Origin of the sequence: Methanococcus maripaludis, assembly GCF_002945325.1 — an archaeon.
Lineage (GTDB): Archaea > AGJL01 > Methanococci > Methanococcales > Methanococcaceae > Methanococcus > Methanococcus maripaludis.
The window spans coordinates 1,257,794-1,280,240 of record NZ_CP026606.1; the positions used below are offsets into that span (position 1 = coordinate 1,257,794).

Annotated in this window: 32 protein-coding genes; 3 read left to right on the plus strand and 29 right to left on the minus strand. The window is 34.9% G+C overall.

Annotated elements, in window-relative coordinates:
* The first annotated feature begins 48 nt into the window (after positions 1-48).
* The gene (locus MMJJ_RS06810; RefSeq protein ID WP_104838203.1) at positions 49-1,242 is read left to right on the plus strand and encodes an L-serine ammonia-lyase, iron-sulfur-dependent, subunit alpha; all 1,194 of its coding nucleotides are present in this window, start codon (positions 49-51) and stop codon (positions 1,240-1,242) included.
* 13 nt (positions 1,243-1,255) lie between these two features.
* Here MMJJ_RS06810 and MMJJ_RS06815 read toward each other — a convergent pair whose 3' ends face one another.
* From MMJJ_RS06815 to MMJJ_RS06915, 21 genes are read right to left on the minus strand one after another with little or no spacing between them, the layout of a single operon-like run.
* On the minus strand, positions 1,256-1,651 hold the full coding sequence (locus tag MMJJ_RS06815; RefSeq protein WP_104838204.1) for an HTH domain-containing protein: 396 nt from the start codon (positions 1,649-1,651) through the stop codon (positions 1,256-1,258).
* 19 nt (positions 1,652-1,670) lie between these two features.
* A complete protein-coding gene (locus MMJJ_RS06820) occupies positions 1,671-2,312 on the minus strand; it encodes a CBS domain-containing protein (RefSeq protein ID WP_104838205.1) in 642 nt (213 codons plus the stop codon).
* A gap of 15 nt (positions 2,313-2,327) precedes the next feature.
* Positions 2,328-3,086, minus strand: a complete 759-nt coding sequence (locus tag MMJJ_RS06825) for a 4Fe-4S binding protein (protein WP_104838206.1) — start codon at positions 3,084-3,086, stop codon at positions 2,328-2,330.
* A 20-nt stretch (positions 3,087-3,106) separates the two neighbouring features.
* A complete protein-coding gene (locus MMJJ_RS06830) occupies positions 3,107-3,592 on the minus strand; it encodes a 4Fe-4S binding protein (RefSeq protein ID WP_104838207.1) in 486 nt (161 codons plus the stop codon).
* Positions 3,585-4,766 (minus strand): 4Fe-4S binding protein, encoded by a 1,182-nt coding sequence (locus MMJJ_RS06835; RefSeq protein ID WP_104838208.1) that lies wholly within the window; start codon positions 4,764-4,766, stop codon positions 3,585-3,587. Before MMJJ_RS06835 ends, MMJJ_RS06830 begins: the two co-directional genes overlap by 8 nt.
* 28 nt (positions 4,767-4,794) lie before the next feature.
* Positions 4,795-5,922, minus strand: coding sequence for a hydrogenase large subunit (locus tag MMJJ_RS06840; protein ID WP_104838209.1), 1,128 nt, complete (start codon positions 5,920-5,922; stop codon positions 4,795-4,797).
* 13 nt (positions 5,923-5,935) lie between these two features.
* Positions 5,936-6,406 carry an NADH-quinone oxidoreductase subunit B family protein gene (locus MMJJ_RS06845; protein WP_104838210.1) on the minus strand — a complete coding sequence of 157 codons (471 nt, stop codon included), beginning with the start codon at positions 6,404-6,406 and terminating at the stop codon, positions 5,936-5,938.
* Positions 6,407-6,428: 22 nt separating this feature from the next.
* Positions 6,429-6,839 (minus strand): DUF1959 domain-containing protein, encoded by a 411-nt coding sequence (locus tag MMJJ_RS06850; protein ID WP_104838211.1) that lies wholly within the window; start codon positions 6,837-6,839, stop codon positions 6,429-6,431.
* A gap of 15 nt (positions 6,840-6,854) precedes the next feature.
* Positions 6,855-7,154 carry a DUF2104 domain-containing protein gene (locus MMJJ_RS06855; RefSeq protein ID WP_011171403.1) on the minus strand — a complete coding sequence of 100 codons (300 nt, stop codon included), beginning with the start codon at positions 7,152-7,154 and terminating at the stop codon, positions 6,855-6,857.
* A 4-nt stretch (positions 7,155-7,158) separates the two neighbouring features.
* Complete coding sequence (locus tag MMJJ_RS06860; protein WP_011171402.1) at positions 7,159-7,410, minus strand: hypothetical protein; 252 nt, start codon at positions 7,408-7,410, stop codon at positions 7,159-7,161.
* Between the two features lie 8 nt (positions 7,411-7,418).
* Positions 7,419-8,279, minus strand: coding sequence for a respiratory chain complex I subunit 1 family protein (locus MMJJ_RS06865; protein WP_104838592.1), 861 nt, complete (start codon positions 8,277-8,279; stop codon positions 7,419-7,421).
* Positions 8,280-8,298: 19 nt separating this feature from the next.
* Positions 8,299-8,508, minus strand: a complete 210-nt coding sequence (locus MMJJ_RS06870; protein WP_013999787.1) for a hypothetical protein — start codon at positions 8,506-8,508, stop codon at positions 8,299-8,301.
* Positions 8,509-8,517: 9 nt separating this feature from the next.
* Positions 8,518-9,180, minus strand: a complete 663-nt coding sequence (locus MMJJ_RS06875) for a proton-conducting transporter transmembrane domain-containing protein (protein WP_104838212.1) — start codon at positions 9,178-9,180, stop codon at positions 8,518-8,520.
* A 21-nt stretch (positions 9,181-9,201) separates the two neighbouring features.
* Positions 9,202-9,888 (minus strand): EhaG family protein, encoded by a 687-nt coding sequence (locus MMJJ_RS06880; RefSeq protein ID WP_013999786.1) that lies wholly within the window; start codon positions 9,886-9,888, stop codon positions 9,202-9,204.
* Positions 9,888-10,361: an EhaF family protein gene (locus MMJJ_RS06885; RefSeq protein ID WP_104838213.1), complete on the minus strand. Its 474-nt coding sequence runs from the start codon at positions 10,359-10,361 to the stop codon at positions 9,888-9,890. Before MMJJ_RS06885 ends, MMJJ_RS06880 begins: the two co-directional genes overlap by 1 nt.
* A gap of 1 nt (position 10,362) precedes the next feature.
* Entirely contained in the window at positions 10,363-10,617 is a 255-nt protein-coding gene (locus MMJJ_RS06890) for an EhaE family protein (RefSeq protein ID WP_104838214.1), read from the minus strand.
* Between the two features lie 8 nt (positions 10,618-10,625).
* Positions 10,626-10,904, minus strand: coding sequence for an EhaD family protein (locus MMJJ_RS06895; RefSeq protein WP_011171395.1), 279 nt, complete (start codon positions 10,902-10,904; stop codon positions 10,626-10,628).
* 5 nt (positions 10,905-10,909) lie between these two features.
* Entirely contained in the window at positions 10,910-11,176 is a 267-nt protein-coding gene (locus MMJJ_RS06900) for a DUF2109 domain-containing protein (RefSeq protein ID WP_013999785.1), read from the minus strand.
* A complete protein-coding gene (locus tag MMJJ_RS06905; RefSeq protein WP_104838215.1) occupies positions 11,177-11,668 on the minus strand; it encodes a hypothetical protein in 492 nt (163 codons plus the stop codon).
* Positions 11,655-11,921 (minus strand): energy-converting NiFe hydrogenase A subunit EhaA, encoded by a 267-nt coding sequence (gene ehaA, locus MMJJ_RS06910; RefSeq protein ID WP_104838216.1) that lies wholly within the window; start codon positions 11,919-11,921, stop codon positions 11,655-11,657. Before ehaA ends, MMJJ_RS06905 begins: the two co-directional genes overlap by 14 nt.
* 5 nt (positions 11,922-11,926) lie before the next feature.
* Complete coding sequence (locus tag MMJJ_RS06915; RefSeq protein WP_104838217.1) at positions 11,927-12,565, minus strand: helix-turn-helix domain-containing protein; 639 nt, start codon at positions 12,563-12,565, stop codon at positions 11,927-11,929.
* Positions 12,566-12,748: 183 nt separating this feature from the next.
* On the opposite strand from MMJJ_RS06915, the gene MMJJ_RS06920 reads away from it, so the two are divergent.
* Entirely contained in the window at positions 12,749-13,321 is a 573-nt protein-coding gene (locus MMJJ_RS06920; RefSeq protein WP_104838218.1) for a ZPR1 zinc finger domain-containing protein, read from the plus strand.
* Between the two features lie 39 nt (positions 13,322-13,360).
* Here the strand turns inward: MMJJ_RS06920 and MMJJ_RS06925 are convergent, their stop codons facing one another.
* The 5 genes from MMJJ_RS06925 to MMJJ_RS06945 form a co-directional block, all read right to left on the minus strand.
* The gene (locus MMJJ_RS06925) at positions 13,361-13,930 is read right to left on the minus strand and encodes a GMP synthase subunit A (protein ID WP_104838219.1); all 570 of its coding nucleotides are present in this window, start codon (positions 13,928-13,930) and stop codon (positions 13,361-13,363) included.
* 19 nt (positions 13,931-13,949) lie between these two features.
* Complete coding sequence (gene map / locus MMJJ_RS06930; RefSeq protein ID WP_104838220.1) at positions 13,950-14,837, minus strand: type II methionyl aminopeptidase; 888 nt, start codon at positions 14,835-14,837, stop codon at positions 13,950-13,952.
* Positions 14,838-14,847: 10 nt separating this feature from the next.
* A complete protein-coding gene (locus tag MMJJ_RS06935; protein WP_104838221.1) occupies positions 14,848-15,957 on the minus strand; it encodes an OBG GTPase family GTP-binding protein in 1,110 nt (369 codons plus the stop codon).
* A gap of 195 nt (positions 15,958-16,152) precedes the next feature.
* Positions 16,153-16,440 (minus strand): ArsR/SmtB family transcription factor, encoded by a 288-nt coding sequence (locus MMJJ_RS06940; protein WP_011171386.1) that lies wholly within the window; start codon positions 16,438-16,440, stop codon positions 16,153-16,155.
* Positions 16,441-16,550: 110 nt separating this feature from the next.
* The gene (locus MMJJ_RS06945; RefSeq protein WP_104838222.1) at positions 16,551-17,240 is read right to left on the minus strand and encodes a molybdopterin-guanine dinucleotide biosynthesis protein MobB; all 690 of its coding nucleotides are present in this window, start codon (positions 17,238-17,240) and stop codon (positions 16,551-16,553) included.
* Between the two features lie 107 nt (positions 17,241-17,347).
* On the opposite strand from MMJJ_RS06945, the gene twy1 reads away from it, so the two are divergent.
* Positions 17,348-18,289, plus strand: coding sequence for a 4-demethylwyosine synthase TYW1 (gene twy1, locus MMJJ_RS06950; protein ID WP_104838223.1), 942 nt, complete (start codon positions 17,348-17,350; stop codon positions 18,287-18,289).
* A gap of 1 nt (position 18,290) precedes the next feature.
* Here the strand turns inward: twy1 and MMJJ_RS06955 are convergent, their stop codons facing one another.
* The 3 genes from MMJJ_RS06955 to MMJJ_RS06965 form a co-directional block, all read right to left on the minus strand.
* Entirely contained in the window at positions 18,291-19,511 is a 1,221-nt protein-coding gene (locus MMJJ_RS06955) for a 2,3-bisphosphoglycerate-independent phosphoglycerate mutase (protein ID WP_104838224.1), read from the minus strand.
* A 151-nt stretch (positions 19,512-19,662) separates the two neighbouring features.
* Positions 19,663-21,060 carry a CAP domain-containing protein gene (locus MMJJ_RS09505; protein WP_276329392.1) on the minus strand — a complete coding sequence of 466 codons (1,398 nt, stop codon included), beginning with the start codon at positions 21,058-21,060 and terminating at the stop codon, positions 19,663-19,665.
* Between the two features lie 241 nt (positions 21,061-21,301).
* Complete coding sequence (locus tag MMJJ_RS06965; RefSeq protein ID WP_013999773.1) at positions 21,302-22,399, minus strand: DNA topoisomerase IV subunit A; 1,098 nt, start codon at positions 22,397-22,399, stop codon at positions 21,302-21,304.
* Between the last annotated feature and the right edge of the window lie 48 nt (positions 22,400-22,447).

The window sequence follows — 22,447 nt, forward strand, 5'->3', positions numbered from 1 at the left end:
TTTTTTAAAATATTATTTTTTATTTTTTCTAAAGATTTAGTTGGTATTATGGATGATTTTAAACGTATTTTAATTACAAAAATATTAAAAAACGAAGTAACAGAAGCTTTAGGCTGTACTGAAGTCGGATTGATTGGTTATGCAGTTTCACTATGTAATATTTCAGACCCATTTTCAATTGATAAAATCGAACTTACACTAAATAACGGCTCTTTTAAAAACGTATACGCTGTCGGAGTTCCAAATACTAAAAAATATGGAATATTGCCTGCAGTTGTTGGCGGACTTTTGGGAAATTATAAAAACAAACTATTGGTTTTTAATGGTATAAATTACAGCCAAAAGTTAGAGGATTTTATTAAAGAACGACTTAAAATAAGCGTAACTAATGGCCCACTTTATTGTGCTGTAAAACTTAAAGATAATTCTGGGAATACTTTTGAATCGTTAATTAAAGACAATCATTTAAACGTTTTAATTCCAAAAATTAACAATGAACCTATGAATTCTGAGATAACTGGTTCTGAAAAAGAAAAATACAAAAATCTTGAACTGTTAGATTTTTTAGACTATCTTGATGAAATTCCAGAAGAAATTATTCAATTGATTGAAAAAACAATTTATACAAATAATAATTTAATCAAAGGCGATTTTTTAAATTATGGAAACGATTGTCTGTCAAATATGGTAAATAAAACAACTTCTGCATGCAACACCCGAATGATTGGTGAAAATATGCCTGCAATGAGTGTTGCAAAAAGTGGTAATATGGGCATAATGGCGACACTTCCAATAATTGCTTATGATTGTTCAAACGAACAAAATCAGGAAAAATTAATAAAATCTATCCTTCTTTCAGTTCTTGTAACAATTTATGCAACATATAAATCGTCTTATCTTTCATCGATGTGTGGCTGTGTAAGTAAAGGTGGAATGGGGGCAGTAATTGGACTCTGCTACTATAAAAACGGTAAAAACCTTAAAAAACTTGATAGTGCAGCAAGAACATTTACTGCAAATTTGCCCGGAATAATATGTGACGGCGGAAAAGTGGGATGTGCATTAAAGCTTGCATCAGGATGCTTTGCAGCGCATTCTTCTCTTTTTTTGGATATATCTTATGAAAATGGGATTGTTGGTAAAGATTTTAAAGAATGCATTGAAAATATTTCAGAGATCAGTAAAGTAATGGGGGATCTCGATTCTGACATTGTAAAAATCATGTCCAAAAAAGAAAGTTAATATTTTTTCTATTTTATTCTTCGTTTAAAAACCAGTCCGGGGTTTCTAATAATTTATATCCTCCAAGCGGCCCAGGCTTGGTTTCAATAGTAAATTCCAGTTTTCTTAAATCATTGATTCTGTTGTGAACTGCAACCCTGCTGTCTCTATCAATATGTTTTTTTAAATATTCTCCTGAAATGTATTCTGAATTTTTAGAAAAGATTCCTTCCTTTTCAAGCGTTTTCCTCGCTTCTTTTTTAGATGTATCTTTACTCAAACTTTCGTAGATATCCATAACATCAAGAAACATGCAGATGATTTTAAAGTGTCCAAGGTCGATTTTAACATTTTTTTCAAATGCTTTTTCAAGGAAAGTCCAGAAATCAATTTTCCTACTGTATTTAGGAATATTTATAAGATTAGACATTCAGACACCCGATTATTGATTATTTTTTTATGACATTTTTACAGCTTACTTTTCTTGCAAGTGCAACTTCACCGATTTTTATGAGTCCTGTAAAGAATTTTTCAAGTCCTCCGCAAGCCCATATTGCCTGTCCGAATGTAGAACCTTTTATTCTTCTTTCGTATTCTTCACCTGTAATTTTTTCTCCGGTAGTCTGTTTTGTAACAATTGCGGCGGCATTCATTAATTCTTCCCATGAAATTCCTTTCAATTCACCCATTAATGATTTAAAGATGCTGTGTACGGGAATATCGTATAATTTGGAAAGAGTTTTTGTAATATCGCAGTTTCTAACTATTCCAACAACCTGGCCATCATCGTTTAAAACAGGAATGCTTATGACTTTGTATTCTACAATTTTGGTAACGGCTTCTCTTGCAGGTTCGTTTTTATTTACAACGATTACGTCTTCAATGGGACTCATAATGTCTTTTATTGGAATATTTTTATCAGAAACGATCATTAAATCAATGGCAGTTGTCCAACCAACCATTTTGCCGTCATTATCAATAATTGGTGTACTGAATTTCTTATTTTTATACATTAAGTCAATAACGGTCTGTACAGTAAAATCAGGATATATTTTAATAAATTTTTTATCCATCAAGCTTTTTACTTTCATATTACCCCTCCCCGACTACATATCTTTTTGTTTAATCGCTATCGCAGTTACAGGACAATTTTTCTCACATTTTCCGCAGAATATGCACATTTTATCATCCAATTTCATTAATCCATCCTCGTAAACTATCGCACCAACGGGACATATTTCACTGCATACCATACAGTTAATGCAGGTGTCATTATTTAAAGATATTTCATTTTCAGCCGTTATTTCGCCCATTTCGTTTTCAACTTTTATCGCCGATTTTGGACATACTTTTTCGCAAGCAGTACACCCCATGCAGAGGTCTAGATTTATGTCAATGCTGTTTCTTTTTTCAACGGTTATTGCAGAAGTTGGACAGAATCTTTCGCAAATTCCGCATTTTATGCATGATTCTTCATCGAGTTCGTGTTTTACCAACCTTATTTTTCTATGGGTTACGTCAATTTCTTTTAATTCGTAAACTACGGTATCCTCTTCTAATTTTGCACGACCTTCTAATACATTGATTGCACCAACGGGACATGTTTTGGCACATATTTCACATTTTACACATTTTTCAGGGATTATTTCAGCAGGGCTTTTAACGCTTGGTTCTTTTATCGCATCAACAGGACAAACTTCGTAGCAAAGCTCGCATCTAATACATTTGTTGGATTCTACGTATAAATTCCTTTCAACAGGCACCATTAAATCCTTTAATTTTTCTTTTACAAATTTTTCATCAATTCCAAGATTTTTTGAAATATCTGAGATGATTTTTTGGACTGGTTTTTTTACGGTTATCATCTAAAACACCTTTTTAGGTATTATTCAAGTTTAATCGCTTTTGCAGGGCATATCTCTTCGCAATGTCCGCAGAGTACGCATTTATCCATATCGAAAGAAATATTATCATCAGATTCAGATATTGCTCCAAACGGACAGTTTTTAGTACATACTAAACACATTACACATTTTTTTCGATTATAGTCTAATTTTTTACTTTTTAATCGATTTTCAATTATTAAATTGCCCTGTTCTACCCTTACTCTAGTTTTAGTAATTTTTATCGCATCAACAGGACATGTTTCAACGCATGTGTTGCAGTAGACACATTTATTATCAATATCTGGAACTTCTGGAAAGTTCGAGCTGATTGCAGTTACCGGACACACTTCAAGGCATCTATTGCACAATATGCAGAGTTCTGGATTTATCTCGATTTTGTTACTGATGTACTGGCTGTCAAGTTCAAATTTGATATCCAAATTATCAAAATATTTTTTAAGAATTTTCGATACCATATCAATCATCCTTCCTCTTTTCACCAATATTTTCCTCTGAAATCGACTGTTTTCCAAGATTTTTAACTTCTTCTTTTAACAATACATAATTTTTGGTGAATTCTTCAAGGTCGCTGTGCAGGATACTTTCAAATTCGTCTCTTATTTTTCGTTTAGAGTACAAATCTTCAGATGTTTCTGTTTTAAGATAATCAATTGCATCAACAGGACATGCATTTTGACATAATCCGCATCTTACACAGTATTCCGGATTAATGTACGGTAAATTGGTTTCTTTAGATATTAAAATTGCTTCAGGAACATTACATGCCCTATAACAAATTCTACAGCCGATACATTTTTCTTCATCAACAATGTAGCACTCAGCAGTTCTTTTCGTAATTTTTTCAGGAACTCCGATCCTTATCGCGGTTGTTGGACACACTTCAAGACATTTTCCGGATTTTATGCAGGATGTAACTTTAAGTCTTTCAAGGTCTATTGAACCAGGACAAACATCAACACAGTTTCCGCAACCAATACATAAACTTGGAACGATCCTAGGAATTTCGGCTATTACGTCGCTTTCTTCTTTAAAATCACTTCCAAGTCTTTCCCGGTCAAATTTAGTATTTTGTGCAATTTCTATTTTTTCAGAAAGTCCCGGTTCATCGTATGTAACAATTGCATTTTCCACAGGGCATACTTTAAGGCAATTTTTACAGCTTACACAAATGTTAACGTCTATTTCATAGAGTCCAGTATTGTTGTGAGAAATTGCATCAACTGGGCACGCATTTTCACAAGTTCCACAGCTTACGCAGATTTCCTCATCAATTAATAAGTTGATGATTTTTGGAACATTCCACAAAAGTTCTTTTGCTTCTTTTCGAAGGGTTCCCATCTCTAAAACATTTGTTGGGCAAGATTCAACGCAGTTTCCACAGTTTATACATGAACCTGCATCAAATACGGGCATTTCTTTTTTAAATTCTTCGTTAAATTCCATTGAAATTGCATCAGAAGGGCAGGATTCTTTACATGCACTGCAACTTATACATTTCTCGGGTAAATCAAAAATTACCGGAATTTTTCTAAATCTTTCTGGTGGAATAAAACTTTCTTTTTCAGATTTGGCGTTCGTAAATCTCATAAACCATTTTTTTCTTACGAACTCGTAAAGGTACCAAATGGATGATGACATAAGTATCACCTGCAATCAGGTTTATTTATTAGATTTTGTAGTCGCTAAGTTTTCCAGTATTTAAGTCTTTTAATTGGATAGTTCTTTCAGTACATGATACACAAGGGTCTATTGAGGTATATGTTGCAACTGCATCCGCAATTGTTGGGCAGTCTTTTATCATGTATTTATAAGCTTCAAGGTTCATTACAGTTGGAGTTCTTATAATAATTCTTTTTATGAGTCCGCCATCGGTAATTGCAATTTTATAGTAAACTTCGCCCCTGTGAGCTTCGTTATACCATTCTCCTTCAGTAGCTCTAATTTCAGCCTTATTTCTAACGATTCCTGAAGATTCCGCATAGTGTTCAAGTGCTCTTCTTATAAGTTCGACACTCGTGAGAACTTCATCATGTCTTACCATCATTCGCGCGTAGTTGTCCCCTTCATTTCTCCAATCGGGTTTGAAATTCAGTGCTTTGTAAGTTTCATGCCTTAGTCTCCAGTCACTTTCAGGAATTCCTGAAGCTCTTGCAACAGGTCCTGCTGCACGTGTTTTCATGATTTCTTTGTAGCCAATTTTTCCAATATGTTTACTTCTCATTCCAATTAATGGGCCGGTTTCGAATACTTCAATTATATTTTTAACATCTTCTTCAAATTCATCAATTTTTTTGTGAATTTTATCTAAAATTTCCTTGTTTAAATCGAGTCTCACTCCACCAACAACGTTAAATCCCATGTTTACCCTATTTCCTGTAATTAATTCGAGTAAATCCATGATAGATTCCCTTACATTTAACATCCATATTCCAAGAGTTTCATGTTCAATTGTAAGATTGTAAACTGCTGCTGCGATCAGGTGGCTGTGAATTCTCTCAAGTTCACAGGTAATTACTCTTAAATATTTTGCTTTTTCAGGAACTTCAATATCACACATATTTTCAATGCATTCTGCAAAAGACTGGGTGTGGATATATGAACAGATTCCGCAAACTCTTTCTGAAAGGTGTATACATTTTAAATAATGTTTTCCTTCCATAATACGTTCTATACCCCTGTGAACGTAACCCATGTCTATTTCAGCACCTTTTACGTTTTCTCCTTCAACAAGGAGTTTTATTCGCAAGGGTTCTTTTAGTATCGGGTGAATGGGTCCAATCGGTACTACATTCATAATATCATCTCAATCATGCTTTGGCTTTATTTTTTTCTTCTTTTAATTTTTGATTAAGCAGTTTTTCTTTAGCCGCAAGTGCATCTGGGGCAATTGATACAACTGCAGATATAATTTCTGAAGGTCTTGGCGGGCATCCTGGAAGTTTTGCATCAACTGGAATTACTTTATCAACGGGCCCATGAATATGTCCTTCTTTAAATATTCCGCCACTCAGTGCGCATGCACCAACTGCGATAACTATTTTTGGTTCGGGAGTTTTTTCGTAAATTTCAAGAAGTCTTTTTTCCCAAGCTCCCGTTACTGGGCCAGTTACAACTAAAACATCGGCTTCTCTTGGATTGTTATGCACATAAATTCCGTACTGTTCAATATCGTACCTTGGGGCAAGGCATGATACTATTTCAATATCGCAACCGTTGCAACCACCGGTGTTTACAAGACAGACGTTAATTGATCGTTTTCTTACAAAATCTTTAATCATCAAGATCATCTCCAAATTAACTCTATTCCTCACCCTTCAGGATTCTAATTGTAAGGAGTCTGCCGTTCTCAAGTGCTTCTTTGTAGGGTATTTTTTTGATAATTGTGTCTTCAACGACCTTTCTTCTTATTAAATCAGCATCTTTTTTAGAAATTAATCCAAAAAAATCTGCTATCCAACATAATCCTAAGTCAATGTCGACTCTTCTTCCAAGGCATCCCATTTTAGCCTGTTCAACATATGCATGGGATTCGTAAAGCGCTACTCCATCGCATGTTTTTACGAATACATCAACAACTTCATCCATGGACATTTTGAGGGCTTTTGAAATTGGAACGATCGCTTCTTCCATTATGTAACGATTACCCTTTATTATGTTGTATTTTTGTTCTAAACTTGATTTTTTGTAATTTTTGTCGATTTCTTCTAGCATATTTTCACCTTTTTGCTAGACTATTCCAATTGTTAGTAAAATGTAGCCGATAAGTGCAATTAAAACTCCAAGACAGAATTCGGAATGTCCATATCCGGGCCTCATTCCAAGTGGAAATGCAAGGAATAATACTGAAATTGGGGCGTTTACTGTAAACGCGAGTCCCCCGATAATGGCTGAAATAAGTGCTGTACTGTCAAGGGTTTTTTCCACGTAAGGTTTAGCATATTTTTTGTAGCTGTATGAAAGGCCCAACATTGATCCAATAACGAATGTAATTGCACAATAAAGTAGTATGAATGGAACTTCGTTCATAAAATCACCCTGCGATAAATGCGAAATATCCAAGATAGATAAATGCAATTAATACAGCCAGCATCATTAAATGCTCTGTAGTTTCTATTAAATGGGTTATTTTTTTATTCTGAATAAGTAATGCCAATATTCCTACAAGAAGGACTACGAAAAGACCTAAAATTGGGGTTATTGGGTATTGAAGCATGTTAATAAGTACTATCATTCCCAAAACCACAAATCCTGCAATCGAAAGTAACTGGATGTACTGTTTCATGATAACACCTAATGGATGATTCTGTATGCCAGATCAATTAACGTAAGTGACGCAATTGTAATTTGGAGCATTACTGAGTGATTTGGAGCAAGTAGTGGAGTTAATGCACAGATAAATGAAATAATTATCGTTAAGACAAACATTCCAAGCAACGTCAAAACTGGGCTTGCTACGATTAATGGGCCTAAAAACAACGCCATAAAGAGCCATAGTAATACAAACCATGCTATTGCGTCTCCAATCATTATAATCGCTTCAAGAGGTCCGTAATGTTCTGTAAGATATCCGCTTATGATATCTTTTCCTTTCACTATTGCAAATGGACTGAAAGGTGCTTTTGAAAGAACAAGGACAAATACTGCAAAAGCACATATTGGGAGTTGGAATATTAATGGACCATTTACAGCCTGATAATTTATTATATCTCCAATAATCAATGAATGTGTTACCGTATAGACTATTCCAGCAGCGGCAAAGAGTGGAACTTCTGCAGCAGCGGAGAAAACACTTCTAACACCACCAACTTTTCCATATGGGGAGCCACTACTCAGTCCACAGCCATGTTCAACTATTTTTTGTAATATATAGAGTCCGATCAATATCAGTAGGGATGATTCAAAGACAACTGCAATTGATAATGCACTCATCCAGACCATGACATCCATCAATGCTACAAAGACGTACAGTGGATTTCCTGCTGAAATTGGGAATGTTAATTCTTTAAAGTAAAATTTGAATGTATGGATTAAATACTGAATAATTGGGGGCCCGGGTCGACACTGAATTCTTGCCATAATTTTTCTGTGGAATCCGAGCAAAATTCCGCCAACTAAAAAGGCATACAATGCATACATAAGTCCGTTAAACATACTGAATGCTGCGTTCAAATTACCACCCTCTGAACGGAATTTGACCTATTTTTTCTCTTCTTGATTTCGGATTAAGGAACATTGCAATGCCAAATATCAAAAATGGGGTAAATACTGCGGTTAAGAGGTATGTTACCATTTCGTTTTGAGAATTTAAGTAAATTGTTCCCATGTATCCCAAGATTCCAATTATAAGTGCTATATAGCCACTTTTCGTTTCTGGACTCATTTTTTCACCTTAAGATATTGTAAGCAGGATTTCTACAGTCCTTACGATAACCAAAAGGGATGACAGGTGTATCATCAGAATGTAAGGAGCTCCTGGAGCCCTGAACATTTCCGCTTTTGCTGCATAAAACGGAGCAACGCCTGTTTCTCCAATCATTCCAACTGCGTAGAGTAGTTTTTGATAGAATAATTCATTACCATTTTTTGCAAGTTCAAATATGGAAAGAGTTCCTGTTTTTCCTAAAATCAGTGCAGCGGCACCAAATAATGGAAGTGATGAAATTATCGTGATAAGTCCGTAGTGGAATGCTGCATTCAACACCCATTCCTTTTTAACTGCTGCAACAATTCCAATGTTTGAGATACCAATTACGGCAAGAAATAGTGCAAAGTCGAATAAGTCCCCAGTTAACATTGAAAATGCAGTCGCAATACCACATACTACCGACATAAATCTCCTTATTTTAAGTTCTTCAACTGTCACGTAATTAAATTTATCACCAAATTCATGAACCTGGGCTTCCAGTTGTTTTTCTGGTTTTGTAAAGTACACGATAACTGTGAAAAGCATCGCCACAATGAATGCTATGAGCGAAAAGTCTGTTACATAAAATACGATATCTCCCAAAGGAATTATTCCGTGAAAGTTTCCTGCGATATATTCAACGAGCATTTTAATCACCTTTGGTCGAAATTATTCGAATAACTCTCCAATTAGTCCGAGTTTAGAACCTACTTTTATTGCAAGTCCAAATCCGGCTATAATCAAGAAATATGGCCATTTTGAAGGGAATAAGAAGAATCCAATAAACCCAAGTATCCAAATTGCCCATGCAATTCCTGAAAACGCTGAAATTCCTTCCCAAGATACTTTTAACTCTTCTGGAAGTATTTTTCTACCGAGAACTCTTTTCGAAAGTACATAGAACAAAAGACCGCTGGCCATAACTGCTCCGCCAGTAAATCCACTTAAAATTGCCCCGTAAATTACGAGTATAACTGCGAGGAATTTTGGAGTGGTGTACAATACTTCCATTTTACTAAAGTTTATATCCATTTTAGGGGTTTCTTTAATCATAAACTCTTCTAAAAGCTTTGATTTTTTTGGTTTACCCTCTTTTCTTAAGTCATTTCTTGAAACAAATATTTCTGCAACTGCCAAGAGTTCTGCCATACCTACAACCAATCCTGGAAGTATGAGTGCTTCTGCAAGGTCTGATCCAATTGCTGCAATAATTACGAGCATTCCGTATTCTATAAGGTCAGTTAACAATATCATGTTAAGGTCTGATTTTTGGCGGGAAATTGAATAAAGTGAAATTATTCCAACTATAAATCCGACAGCAACTGTTTTACTAAACAATAAACTCACGTAGTCCATTATTTCACCTTATTATTCCGATTTAGGAATAACCATCCAAATATCGTGAACGAGAGGAGCAAAGTCAGTGATTCTAAAACTGTATCAAATCCTCTTGTATAGTATAATATTTCGTCCAGTATTCCCCCAGGGGTTGAAACGATTGTTGTACCAAAGTACATTGTATTTTCACTTATTGCAATAGCAACAGGGGATAAATAAGCTGTAATTTGGCCTCTAATGCTTTGGTATTCTGGGTACTGGGATTTAATATCTGCAGGTTCCGATAATACAACTCCACCCCTGTCGTATGGTGCAAGAGGTGTTTTTAAAACCTGGCCCTGTATTGCATTTTTTGGATAAAGCTGGTCGCTTGTAAATTCCGTAGGTAAGAATATACCAATGAATAAAACTATGCAGACAAACCCTGCAAACAATCTGGAGACGGCACTGGGTTTTGAAATATAATTCCAGGCTTCGTTTAGCTTTTTCATATTATTCCTCCAGTTCCTCATTTTTGATAATCGCTCTCACGAGTACAAGTGTAAGGATAGCATTTACGCCGAGGAACGTCATAAGTGCAAGAGTCTGGTTGTACGCTAGAAATATTAAACAAACTCCAATGGCCGGAACTTCAATGTTTAAAAATCTTTTAAATGGATCTTTTGTTAATGGCCCAATAACTGCACCGACTGTACCGATTATAAGTAAGAAGTAGCCCACGTACAACGTCAAGGTAATTAAATCCATTTTATCACCTATTTAGTAAGCACAGGGACTTCTGCACTGTATTTTTTCTTAGTTCTTAATATGTATTCATATTTTAACACGCCTAAAAGCAGTATCAGCGTAGAAATTGGTTCTAAAACGGATGAAACAATCGCAACATCAAGGTAGTAAAATGAAGCAATAAAGCCGATAAGTCCGCTTTCAAGAAGTGCAAACATGATTATCTTGTTAATATTGTGCGTATGAATGATGGTACCTATTCCTCCAAGAATACAGCACCCTGCAGCAACGATAGGTAGTATTTCCATCAAAATCACCTTTTCTTCTCAAATTCATCCATTTTGTCGATTTCTCCAAGAGTATGGGCTATCGCATTACTGGATACTGTTGATAATGCAAAGTAAACAACTGCTGCAATTGCACCCATCGGGCTTTTTATGTAGAGTGCAATCAATGCTGCAATACAGAAGTTAATACAACAAATAATAGGGAGTTTTAAAGCTCTGCTTTTTGTCAGAAATACTTTTATAACGGAAATTATCCCTATAAGTCCAATTGTAACGGTTACAAGAGATTCCATTTATATCCTCCCCATTTTTCTTGCAATACTGCCGAGAAGTTGTGATGCAGCGCTGTGATGTACGCCTTGAATTGAGAATATTGCTAGAACCATTCCTGCAATAAAATATTCAGCGCTTATAAATCCGCTAAATAAGTAAATTAATACTGTTGCAGTAATTGTTCCAATTGTTCCTGCACAACCTGTATCATTACATAATCTGTTTCCAATGTAGATGAAAAGTGCAGCAATTAATCCACCTTCAAAGCCCATCAGGTAGTAAAATATTGAAGCCATTAACGTTCCTGCCGATGCATCAGGGGAACATACAATGTTTCCCATGAAATAGCCACCATTGATATTTCCACCGACATTTTCTATCTTTTTACCGATTACTTTGGCACCGAGAACTCCTGGTTTTTTTGGAAGTCCAAAGTAGGTGTCAACAATAACAAAATTTAACCAGCAAATTGCAAACGCGGCCAATATTTTTCCAGTTTCAATTAATATCATTATTAACACCAGGGAATATTTTGTTTGTAAATTTCGAGAAAACACTCGCAAAAATTCCTATTATTATACTGGAAACCAGGTCTAAAGTTATTAAATAGCCAATTAATGCAGTTAAACCAATTGCTACAAATGGGGTTGGGAAAAGTACGGATCCTTCAAAAGAATCCATATCAAATGACAGTTTCATTCCAATAACTGCCCCAACTACAATTGCAGAAACCAAAGATACTGCGTAGTTAATTAATAAAACCATGAAAATCACCAGCAGTGTACAATCATGCAGTCTTTTTTTATAGAATATATTGGGGGAACTTCCTCTTTGGGAAATATTTGAAGTACTGTTTTATTATTTAGTACTTTAGATACCTTATTTTCGAGCCTTCGAATGTCTGAACAGTCTAATTGTATAAGTACGGTTTTTTTATCGAGGTGTAATCCCCTAATATTCATTCTACCTCTAAAAAAATCAACTTCTTCAATGTCCATGACACTGAGTCGTTTTTTAATTTCTTCAGTAAAATATTTTATATCTATAATGTATACAGGATGTCCTTCGATATATCTTTTACAGAAGATATCGCTTTTTGACGTTAAATCCTGGATAAATTCGACAATAGCACTTTCAAGTTTTGTGAGTGAAAGTACGTCTAATAAATATAAAATAGGATTTTCTTTATCCCAAAAATTAGTACATTTAAGCATTCCAAGTGTTATTGCGGCAGCATGTGCTTCCCCAATTTCTCTTTTCCCTTTTTCAAGCATACTCAAGTGAGATTGGCTAACCCCACTTTCTTCAGCAAGTTTGGACTGGGTTATCTTGAGTTTTTCACGAAATACTTTTATATTTTCGGGATTGAGCAGAATAGCTCGTTCTATGATTTTTAATTTATCGTACATTCTACCACTTTTTGAGGCAATCGGATCGAAAAATTATTTCCTATGAATAACATTATTCTGGGCGGATTTTGTATATATAATTTTTTACTTGAATCAAGCCAAAAATTATTACGTATTTTATCAGAATATTTTTTTATCCTATAAGCGAGTAAATGTAAAAAATATTAAAATCAGGTGAGAAACATGGAAAAACAATGCAATGTAATGGACTGCCCGATATGCGGAAAAGAGGATTCATTAAAATTAATCACTCAGGAACTCGAAATCCCTTATTTTGGAAAGGTTATTGAAACAACCATATTATGCGAGGCTTGCAAATACAAAAAAAGCGATATTTTCCCGGTAGATGTAAAAGAGCCTAAAAGATATACCTTAACGGTTGAAGATGAATACGATTTAAATAAACGGGTTATAAGAGGTTCATCAGGTCACATTTCAATACCTGAATTTGGATTTGAAGTGTCCCCTGGTCCTGCATCCGAAGCATACGTTTCAAATGTTGAAGGCGTGTTGACAAGAATGGAAGATGCGATTAAAACATTGAAGTCTTGGGTTGAAAATGAAGATGAAAGGAAAAAAGCAGATGAGTTAATTGAAAAATTAGAAGAAGTAAAACTTGGAAAAGAAAAAATAACATTAATTATTGAAGACCCGCTTGGACACAGCGCAATAATCGGAGATGGGGTAAAAGAAGAGCTTTTAACAGAAGACGAGATAGCACTGTTAAGTGACAATACTATAATTATGGATAAATAATTTTAAAAAAATAAAACTTTTTTTATTTAATTAACTAATTTATTCTTTAAATTCAAATCCACATTTTTTACAGAAGTTTTTCAAAATAATGTCACCATATTCGGTGTGTGACACTTCAGGGTGGAATTGAACACCATAAATTGATTTTTCTTTGTGTTTTATTGATTCTACTCCGCAAATGTCAGAGTATGCTAAAACTTCAAAGCAGTCAGGTGTTACTTTAACTTCATCCATGTGGGAAGCCCATGCAGTAAATTCACTGGGGACTCCTTTGAAGAGGTCGTTTTCTTCTTTTACATAAATTTTAATACTTGCATATTCTTCTGAATCTGCTCTTGAAACCGCTCCACCATATGCTTTTGAAATTAACTGGTGTCCGAGGCAAATTCCAAGAACTGGAAGTTCTGAATTTAATGCAATATTTTCGCAGTTTGTAGCTTTTGTAATATCTGGGCCACCGCTTAATATTATTCCTTTTATTTCGGGATTTGCAGCAATTTCTTCAAGAGTGGTTGAATTTGGAACTATTTTTGCAGGTACATCAAGGTACTTTAAACTTCTCTGTATCCTGTGTACGTACTGCCCACCGTTGTTTAAAATGACGATCATAACTCCACCTTTCATTTAATTATTTTGTAGTGATTTCAACACCATTCTCGGTAACTAAGACTGTATGTTCACACTGGGAAACCATTCCATGTTCTCTTTCAACCAGTGTTGGGTATCCATATAGAACTCCTGCCATCATTAAGCCTTTTAAGCCGGTTTTATAATGTTTATCGATTTTTGCCATGTCTCTTTCTGAAAATGGTAGATATGCATGGTTTTGTTCGATATCTCTTAATAAGTTTCTTGCAGCCGGAAGTCTTGTTGGTCTTGATCTTAGATATTTAAAGATATATACGTCTTTTCCATCTACAACCTGCCCAAACCCATCTGTTGCAAACGGTTCAATTGCAACGAGGTCGCCAACATCGATGGTATCTCTTGTATTTTCGGAAACATTTGGAATACTTACTCCAGAGTGGAGTGAATATTGGTGCATTACATGTCCTGAAAGATTTGAAACTGGCTTGTAGCCGTAACTTTCAATTACTTCCTGAATTATTTTTCCCATTTCCCCAACATTCATTTCAGGCATGATTTCTTTAATTACAGTATTTAGCGCATCTTCTGAAGCTTTTTTTAAGTCAGAATATTTTCCAGATAAATCTATAGTTACTGCAGTGTCTGCAATAAATCCATCTACGTGTGATCCAAGGTCTAATTTTACAACGTCTTCCTCGGAAAAAACCGATTCATCGCCATATGAAGGGCTGTAGTGTGCTGCAATGTCGTTCAATGAAATATTGCATGGAAATCCAATACCTGCACCGAGTTCTCTTGTCCTGTTTTCTACAAATTCTGCAACATCGTAGAGTTTTGCGCCAGGTTTTACTAATTTTACTGCTTCTTCTTTAACTTGGGATGCAATTTTTCCAGCTTCAATAATTTTACTGTATTCTTTATCATTCATTTTATCTACCTTAAAGTGATCTTCTAACAACGATCGTCAATATATCTCCGTCTTTTAGCACGTGGTCTAATCCTACTCTTTGACCAGGGTGTTTTGCAGATTCTCCCCATACAAGTGCATATCTGAAATTTTTAACAAAATCCCTGTGAAGCCTGTTACAAACATCTTCAACAGTTGAGTTTTTGAGAATAATTAATGGTTCATCAAGGTCTGCTTTTCCGCCCTGAGGTTTTAAGTATAATTTGATAAATCCTAAAGTTTCAAAGATTTTGTCTTTTAATTCTTCAAGATTTATTTCTTTATGCCCTGAAACAAATACGTGTGGCCTATCTCCAATTGCAGCTTCTGTTTTTTTCAGATTTTCTTCGTCTGCAAGGTCGATTTTGTTCACAATAACAAGTGTTGGAATGTAGGATCTGCTGTCTAGCACTACATCGATTAACTGGTCAGCATCAATGTCTTCTCTTATTAGAATAGCTGCATTGTGGATTCTGTGTTCTCCAACTATCGCAGTTATTGTGCCTTCATCTATTTTTGTTAAGTTAACGGTTTTGTTGATTGCAAGTCCACCACGATCGTGTTTTTCAATTTTTACGTCTGGTTTTTCCTGGTCAAGCCTTATACCTACATTTCCAAGCTCTTTTTCAAGTATAGGTATATGCTCTGGTGAAAATACATCCACAACGAGCATTACAAGGTCCACGTTTCTAACGGCTGCTAAAACCTCGCTACCCCTACCTCTACCAAAAGAAGCTCCAGAAATAATACCTGGTGCATCCAACACTTGAATTTTAGCACCTTTATGTTCCATTAACCCAGGAATAATTGTAAGAGTGGTAAATGCGTAAGCTCCAACTTCTGAATTTGCATTTGTAAGTTTATTCAAAAGTGTTGACTTACCAACTGATGGAAATCCAACGAAAGCAACTGTCGCGTCCCCTGTTTTTCTAATTGCATATGAAGGTCCACTGGATCCACCTGATCCTTTTGGGTTTTGCTGTTCGTCCCTTAATTTAGCAAGTTTTGCTTTTAATATACCCACGTGTTTTTGGGTGGCTTTATTATACTGGGTATGTAATAGTTCATCTTCTAATTTCTTGATATCTTCCTGTATTCCCATAATCTCACAACGCATAAAGCTGTAAATTGGATAAATCGATGAAAAATGTTTTAATTACAAAATTAAAAAAGAAAATTGTGTTTTATTTGTTTTCAAGTCTCAAAATATCACTTTAGTTATTCACTAATAGTGATATAAGGTATATAAAATTAACTATAGTGGCTTTTGACCAATTTATTTCGTTTAGTATAATGATTAATCTACAATTCCGCCCATAATAGATATCATTTCCCTTACTTTAGGATTTACAATATAGTAGTGGTTCCAAGTTCCTTCTTTTCTAGCTTTAATGATTCCTGACTTCTTTAATATGTTTAAGTGGTGGGAAATTGTTGGTTGAGGTTTTTTCAATTCATCAATAATTTTACAAACGCACATACTTTCATTATCACTTAAAAGCTCCAAAATCATCAATCTAGTAGGATCAGCAAACGCCTTAAAAACTTCAGCCATATATTCGTATTTGTATTCTTCTATAGCCATGATATCACCAAGTAACCATAATATAGTCTATTTATTGCAATATTTAAATATTTTGAGATACGAAAAAAGTCCATAATGCACGGTATGGGTCTTTATTCAAAAAATAAGAGTTATTTTTTTTCAATTTTGATTGAAATTGTTTCAGGGTTTTCCGTACCCTTCAGTGTTCCTACAATCCCTTTTATAGTGTTTTTTATAACGTCGGAAACAAATGGATTTACCGGGATTGTTTTGCCATCGACTATCAATGTTAGTGCTGTTGACATAACACATTTGTTCCATTTAACTTCGCCTGAGGCCAACAGGTTTGCAAAACCTTTGCAGTTGTATCCGCAGTGACCGCAGTTTAGATTATACGATGGAACTATAGCTTTTTCAAGAACTTGGGCTGTAACTTCATTTATATCGTATTTGAAGTCATCAATTACCATTATCGTCTGATTATCCTTTAATTCAGCGCCCCGTCCCCCTTCAGTTACAAGTATTTTTGGAATATTTAATTCGATCAAATCTTCCTTAAAGCCTTCTACGATAACCAGGTCGCAGTCGAGCTTTGCAAGGATGTCTTTCAAATGCATCCTGTCATAATAAAAGGCCGAACCTTTATTTGTAACAAAAATAGACGTATCTGCAAGCTGTTTTAGTTTATATGAATCAGTATCTGGGGAATCAACGTCTAAATCCATATGTGAATTTTTAACTGTCGCAACAGACATGCCAGTCAAGTTCTTGAGGATATTGGCTATTAGACCTGTTTTTCCAGTATCCTTTCTTCCGATTACACCTATTACTCTTATCATACCTTATCTATAATAGAATCTCATATATTTAAATGTTGCCATATAGAACGCATAGCTTAAAAGTTATAAATAGTAATTAAACAATGCTTGAGTATAAGGTGATAATTATGATTCCTGAACAAATACACAATATTTTGAGAAAACAGCGCTATCAAATAAAAGAACACAGTGGCGTAAAACTCTGCGGATGGGTTAGAAAATCTTTTTTAGAAGGAAAAGAATGTTATAAATCAAAGTTTTATGGAATAAACACTCATCGATGTGTTCAGAGTACTCCTTCTGTTGCATGGTGCCAGCAATCTTGTATTTTCTGCTGGAGAGTTCTTCCAAAAGATTTAGGATTGGATTCTTTCGAATCTCCAAAATGGAAGGAACCTGAAACTGTTGCAGAAGATATCTTGGCTATGCACAAAACTGTTATAACAGGATACAAAGGAATTTTGGATAGAATTGGTGAAGAAAAATATCTTGAAGCAACAAAACCAAAACACGTTGCACTATCTCTTTCCGGAGAGCCTACAATGTATCCATACCTCGATGAATTAATCGAAGTTTTCCATAAAAAAGGAATGTCCACATTTTTGGTTTCAAACGGGATATTAACAGATGTAATTGAAAAGGTAAATCCAACACAGCTCTATATTTCACTTGATGCATACGATTTAGAAAGCTACAAGAAAATATGTGGTGGAACAAAAGAAGATTGGGATTCTATATTAAATACACTTGATATTTTGGAATCAAAAAAACGAACCTGTATTAGAACTACCGTTATTCGAAATATAAACGATAATATTTTGAAATTTAAGGAATTATTCGAGAGAGCAAATTCAAATTTCATCGAACTAAAATCTTACATGAATGTTGGATATTCAAGAAAAAGATTAAATTTGGATGACATGGTAAAACAGGTTGAACTTTTAGAGATGGGTAAAATTTTAGGTGAAAACAGCATATTTGAAATCGAAGACGATTCGCCTGAAAGCAGGGTTGTTTTACTTACCAATAAAAATAGAAAAATTAATCCAAAAATAGATTTTGGATTTTAATTTAAGCACCATATTTTTTTGCAAGGCCCATGAGGTCCATTAAAATAGGCATTACATGTACTCCTTTTATCCAGTTCAATCCGCCTTTGTAGGTTGAAAATTCATCGAATTTTTCGACATCGTCAACCCTAACACTTTTTCCCCAGAGAACAACTGGAAGAGGGTCTGCAGAGTGGTCCATTTCTTCAATAGGTGTTGAGTGGTCTCCTGAGAGTACGAAATAAACTTCATCTTTGCTAATATTTTTTGTAATGTAATCTAACATTTCATCGATTTTTTCGATAACCTGTTTTTTAAGTTCGTAATTTCCGTCATGTCCAGCTTCATCTGCGCCTTTTACATTTACAAGTATAAATTCGTAATTTTCAAGGGTTTTTACAATTGCACAGGCTTTTGCCATAAAGTCAGAATCTGGGGTTCCATCGCATCCTTCAACATCAATTACGTCCAAACCAACCATTTTTGCAATTCCCTTGATAAGTCCGGTTCCTGCAATGCATGCTCCTTTGAGTCCAGTTTTTTCAGTAAACTGCATAATTTCTGGAACCTGTCCAACCCCTCTTGGAACTATCATGTTTGCAACAGGTAAATTCTGCTTTCTTCTTTCTTCATTTACAGGGTGTTTATCTAATTTTTCGTAAGCAATTTTTAACAAGTTATTTACTATTTCGGCAGTTTTTTTAGCTTCTTTTGAATCATCAAGAGGATGTATCTCTTTTACCTTTTTTCCTTCTTTTTTAGGGTCTGCATCGGTGATTTTATCACTTAATCCAGGTCCCCTCAAAACAAGTGCTGCTCTATATCCACCGGACTCTTTAAAAATAATTTCTACATCATCAATTTTTAGCCCGTCAAGTTCTTTTTCGAGTTCTGATGTATTTTCAATTCTTCCAGCTCTTCTGTCAGTTACGATAAAGTTTTCGTCAACTGATGAAAAATTGCACCTAAATGCAATGTCTCCGGATTTTACTGTAACACCAACACCACACGCTTCAAAAGGTCCCCTTCCGGTGTATGTTGTGTACGGGTCGTATCCTAAAAGAGCAAGGTGTGCAGTGTCACTTCCAGGCCTCACCCCAATATCAACGGAATTCATAAGTCCACAAATTCCTTCTTTAGCCATTCTGTCCATTACTGGAGTTTTAGCTTCTTTTAATGGAGTATTTCCATTCTTGTCGGGCCTATCTCCAAGTCCATCTACAACAAAAATAACCGCTTTCATAGATTCACCAATCCGATAATTTTAGATGATATCTGCTATTGTTTAGTTTTTATTAATATTTTTGGGTTTTAAATTCAAGAAAAATTGATAAATGGGCAATAGCTTTAAATTTCGGTTGAAAAAAATAAAAAAAGATAGATTTGTAGGTTAATTAGTAGAAATTTTGTGTTGCAATATAATACGTACCATCAAATGCAACGCCAATACCTATATTGGTGTATTGAGAGTTTAGAATGTTTGCTCTGTGGCCATCGCTGTCCATCCATGCATCCACGATAGCTTTTGCAATACTTTCAGCATCATCTGAAACATATCCAATTCCAATTACATTTCCGGTAGGCATTTTTGCAATATTTTCGCCAATTCCTGTGGAGTAATATCCATCTCCGAGGTATTTTACAACGTTGTAGTCTGCTGCAATGGCCCTATCGGTAGGAGTTTCCCCGTCCAAGTTTACATGGGAGAAATAATCATTTTCTGCCATGTCGTCACTGTGATCTTGTGAAATCTGGCTTAATGCACTATCAAGTACTAACGCTTCAAGACCATATGAAGAGCGTTCCATGTTAGTATATTCAAGTATATATTGTTCAATCTGAGCGTTTTTATATACTACTGGTTCTTCTACTACTGGTTCTTCTACTACTGGTTCTTCTACTACTGGTTCTTCTACTACTGGTTCTTCTACTACTGGTTCTTCTACTACTGGTTCTTCTACTACTGGTTCTTCTACTACTGGTTCTTCTACTACTGGTTCTTCTACTACTGGTTCTTCTACTACTGGTTCTTCTACTACTGGTTCTTCTACTACTGGTTCTTCTACTACTGGTTCTTCTACTACTGGTTCTTCTACTACTGGTTCTTCTACTACTGGTTCGGGGGTAGTTTTAATGATATATAGCGATGTTTTTGGAGATTGCGTTATTTTTGAAGGTAAATAAACGTAATCTTCAGAAGAAGTGTCAGTATTATCTTCAGAAGAAGTGTCAGTATTATCTTCAGAAGAAGTGTCAGTATTATCTTCAGAAGAAGTGTCAGTATTATCTTCAGAAGAAGTGTCAGTATTATCTTCAGAAGAAGTGTCAGTATTATCTTCAGAAGAAGTGTCAGTATTATCTTCAGAAGAAGTGTCAGTATTATCTTCAGAAGAAGTGTCAGTATTATCTTCAGAAGAAGTGTCAGTATTATCTTCAGAAGAAGTGTCAGTATTATCTTCAGAAGAAGTGTCAGTATTATCTTCAGAAGAAGTGTCAGTATTATCTTCAGAAGAAGTGTCAGTATTATCTTCAGAAGTGTCTACTGTAGTTACTGGGACATATCTTGATTCAAGCAAATCTATTTTTGAAGACGTTTTCTTTAATGGAGCATATGCTTTAACTTCAAAAGTTTTGTACCCCATATTATTTTTAAAAGGGCTGTTTAATTCGAAGAATAGATTGTGGTTATTATCAAATAAATTAGAATAGTTTTCGTTAAAATTTTGGTAAGTTACGTTTGAAAAAGTTGATTCACATCCATCAAAGCCACAATTTGCGCTAGTGACTGCCAATAAGGATAGTGTAATTAACGTTAATGTAAAAGCTTTAAACGGCCAATCCATTGTTTAGTCTCCATTATATATTTTTGAATATTGGGGGATTACCCGTTATTGAATATATAGGATCAATTTATATGGTTTTCTATAATTTTGACTTAATATCGGCCGATTTTATCGTAATAAAAGAAAAATAGTTTTAGGATATTGTTTTTGATCCCAGATTGCTGAGATACTGTAATTATATTTAGATTAATTATGGGAGCCATGTACTCGAGTCTTCAACTTTTGCAGGCAAGTATTCTTCAACAACATACTTTAAACCGTATTTTGCTAAAGACTGCTGTTCTGCCCTTACTTTACTGTCTGCCATTTGAACAAGCGCATTTTGCCATTGAGGGAATGATTTAACGAAATCATCGTTTTTCAAACCATCTTTTAATCTTTTTATGTCGTGATCTTTTAGGGGGTGCGTTGGAAGTTCGTAGTCAACAATATCCTGAGGCGTTACTCCAATAAGTCTGGCTTCAGGCACTGCCAATTTGTCTGCTAAGTGAACTGCCTTACCACTTCCTACCTTTAACGTCCTGTAGATGTTTAAGTATCCGTAAGGGTCACCATCCGTGAATACTAAAATCGGTAATTTATATTCTTCATTTAATCTTTTGATAAACCTTCTAGTTGCCCTTGCAGGAACCCCTTTTAAAGAGATTAAAATACAGTTGTGTTTTTTCCAGAATCCTTCTGCATTTAACCTTGCAAACATACCCGCAGTTTCGATTGCCAAAATAAAATCTGCTTTTGTTTCAAATTCCAATTTCGTAACATCATTAGGGATGCTGTATGCACCACTTCCAAGTTTTGTACAGTCAATTTTAATTTCGTCTCCTTCAGCAGTCCTGTCAACAATTCTTAACGGTCCGATAACTGCTGCACCATCTTCTTCAGGAATAAATCCTAAATCTTCTCTTAAAAATTCTGAAGCAGCTTCAATATCTTCAATAACTCCGTTTGAAGGTTGCTGGTCATCAAATCTTGCTTCACCCCAGTTTTTGGAAACATAATATGCTTCTCTCAGAGTTGAGAAATCGTTTGTATCAAGCAGTCCTTTTGAAAATTCCATCATTTTGATAGTCTGAGCAAATATTTTTGCCTGATTTACCGTTAACATCCTATCTTTTTCTTTTCCAAGTATCGCAAAAGTTCCTTTTTCGACATCAAATTTTGCATTGGCAAGGCTTCTTATTGGGAAGGTGAGTTTTGGTCTTTTTCCTCGTATGATATCTTCATACATGCCATTAGCAAGTTTTAGTAATTTTTTGGCCGCTAAATTTCTCTCTTCTGAGGTTATCACAGTTTCACCGCATTTTAATAGAAAATAATATAAATATGAATTAAATAA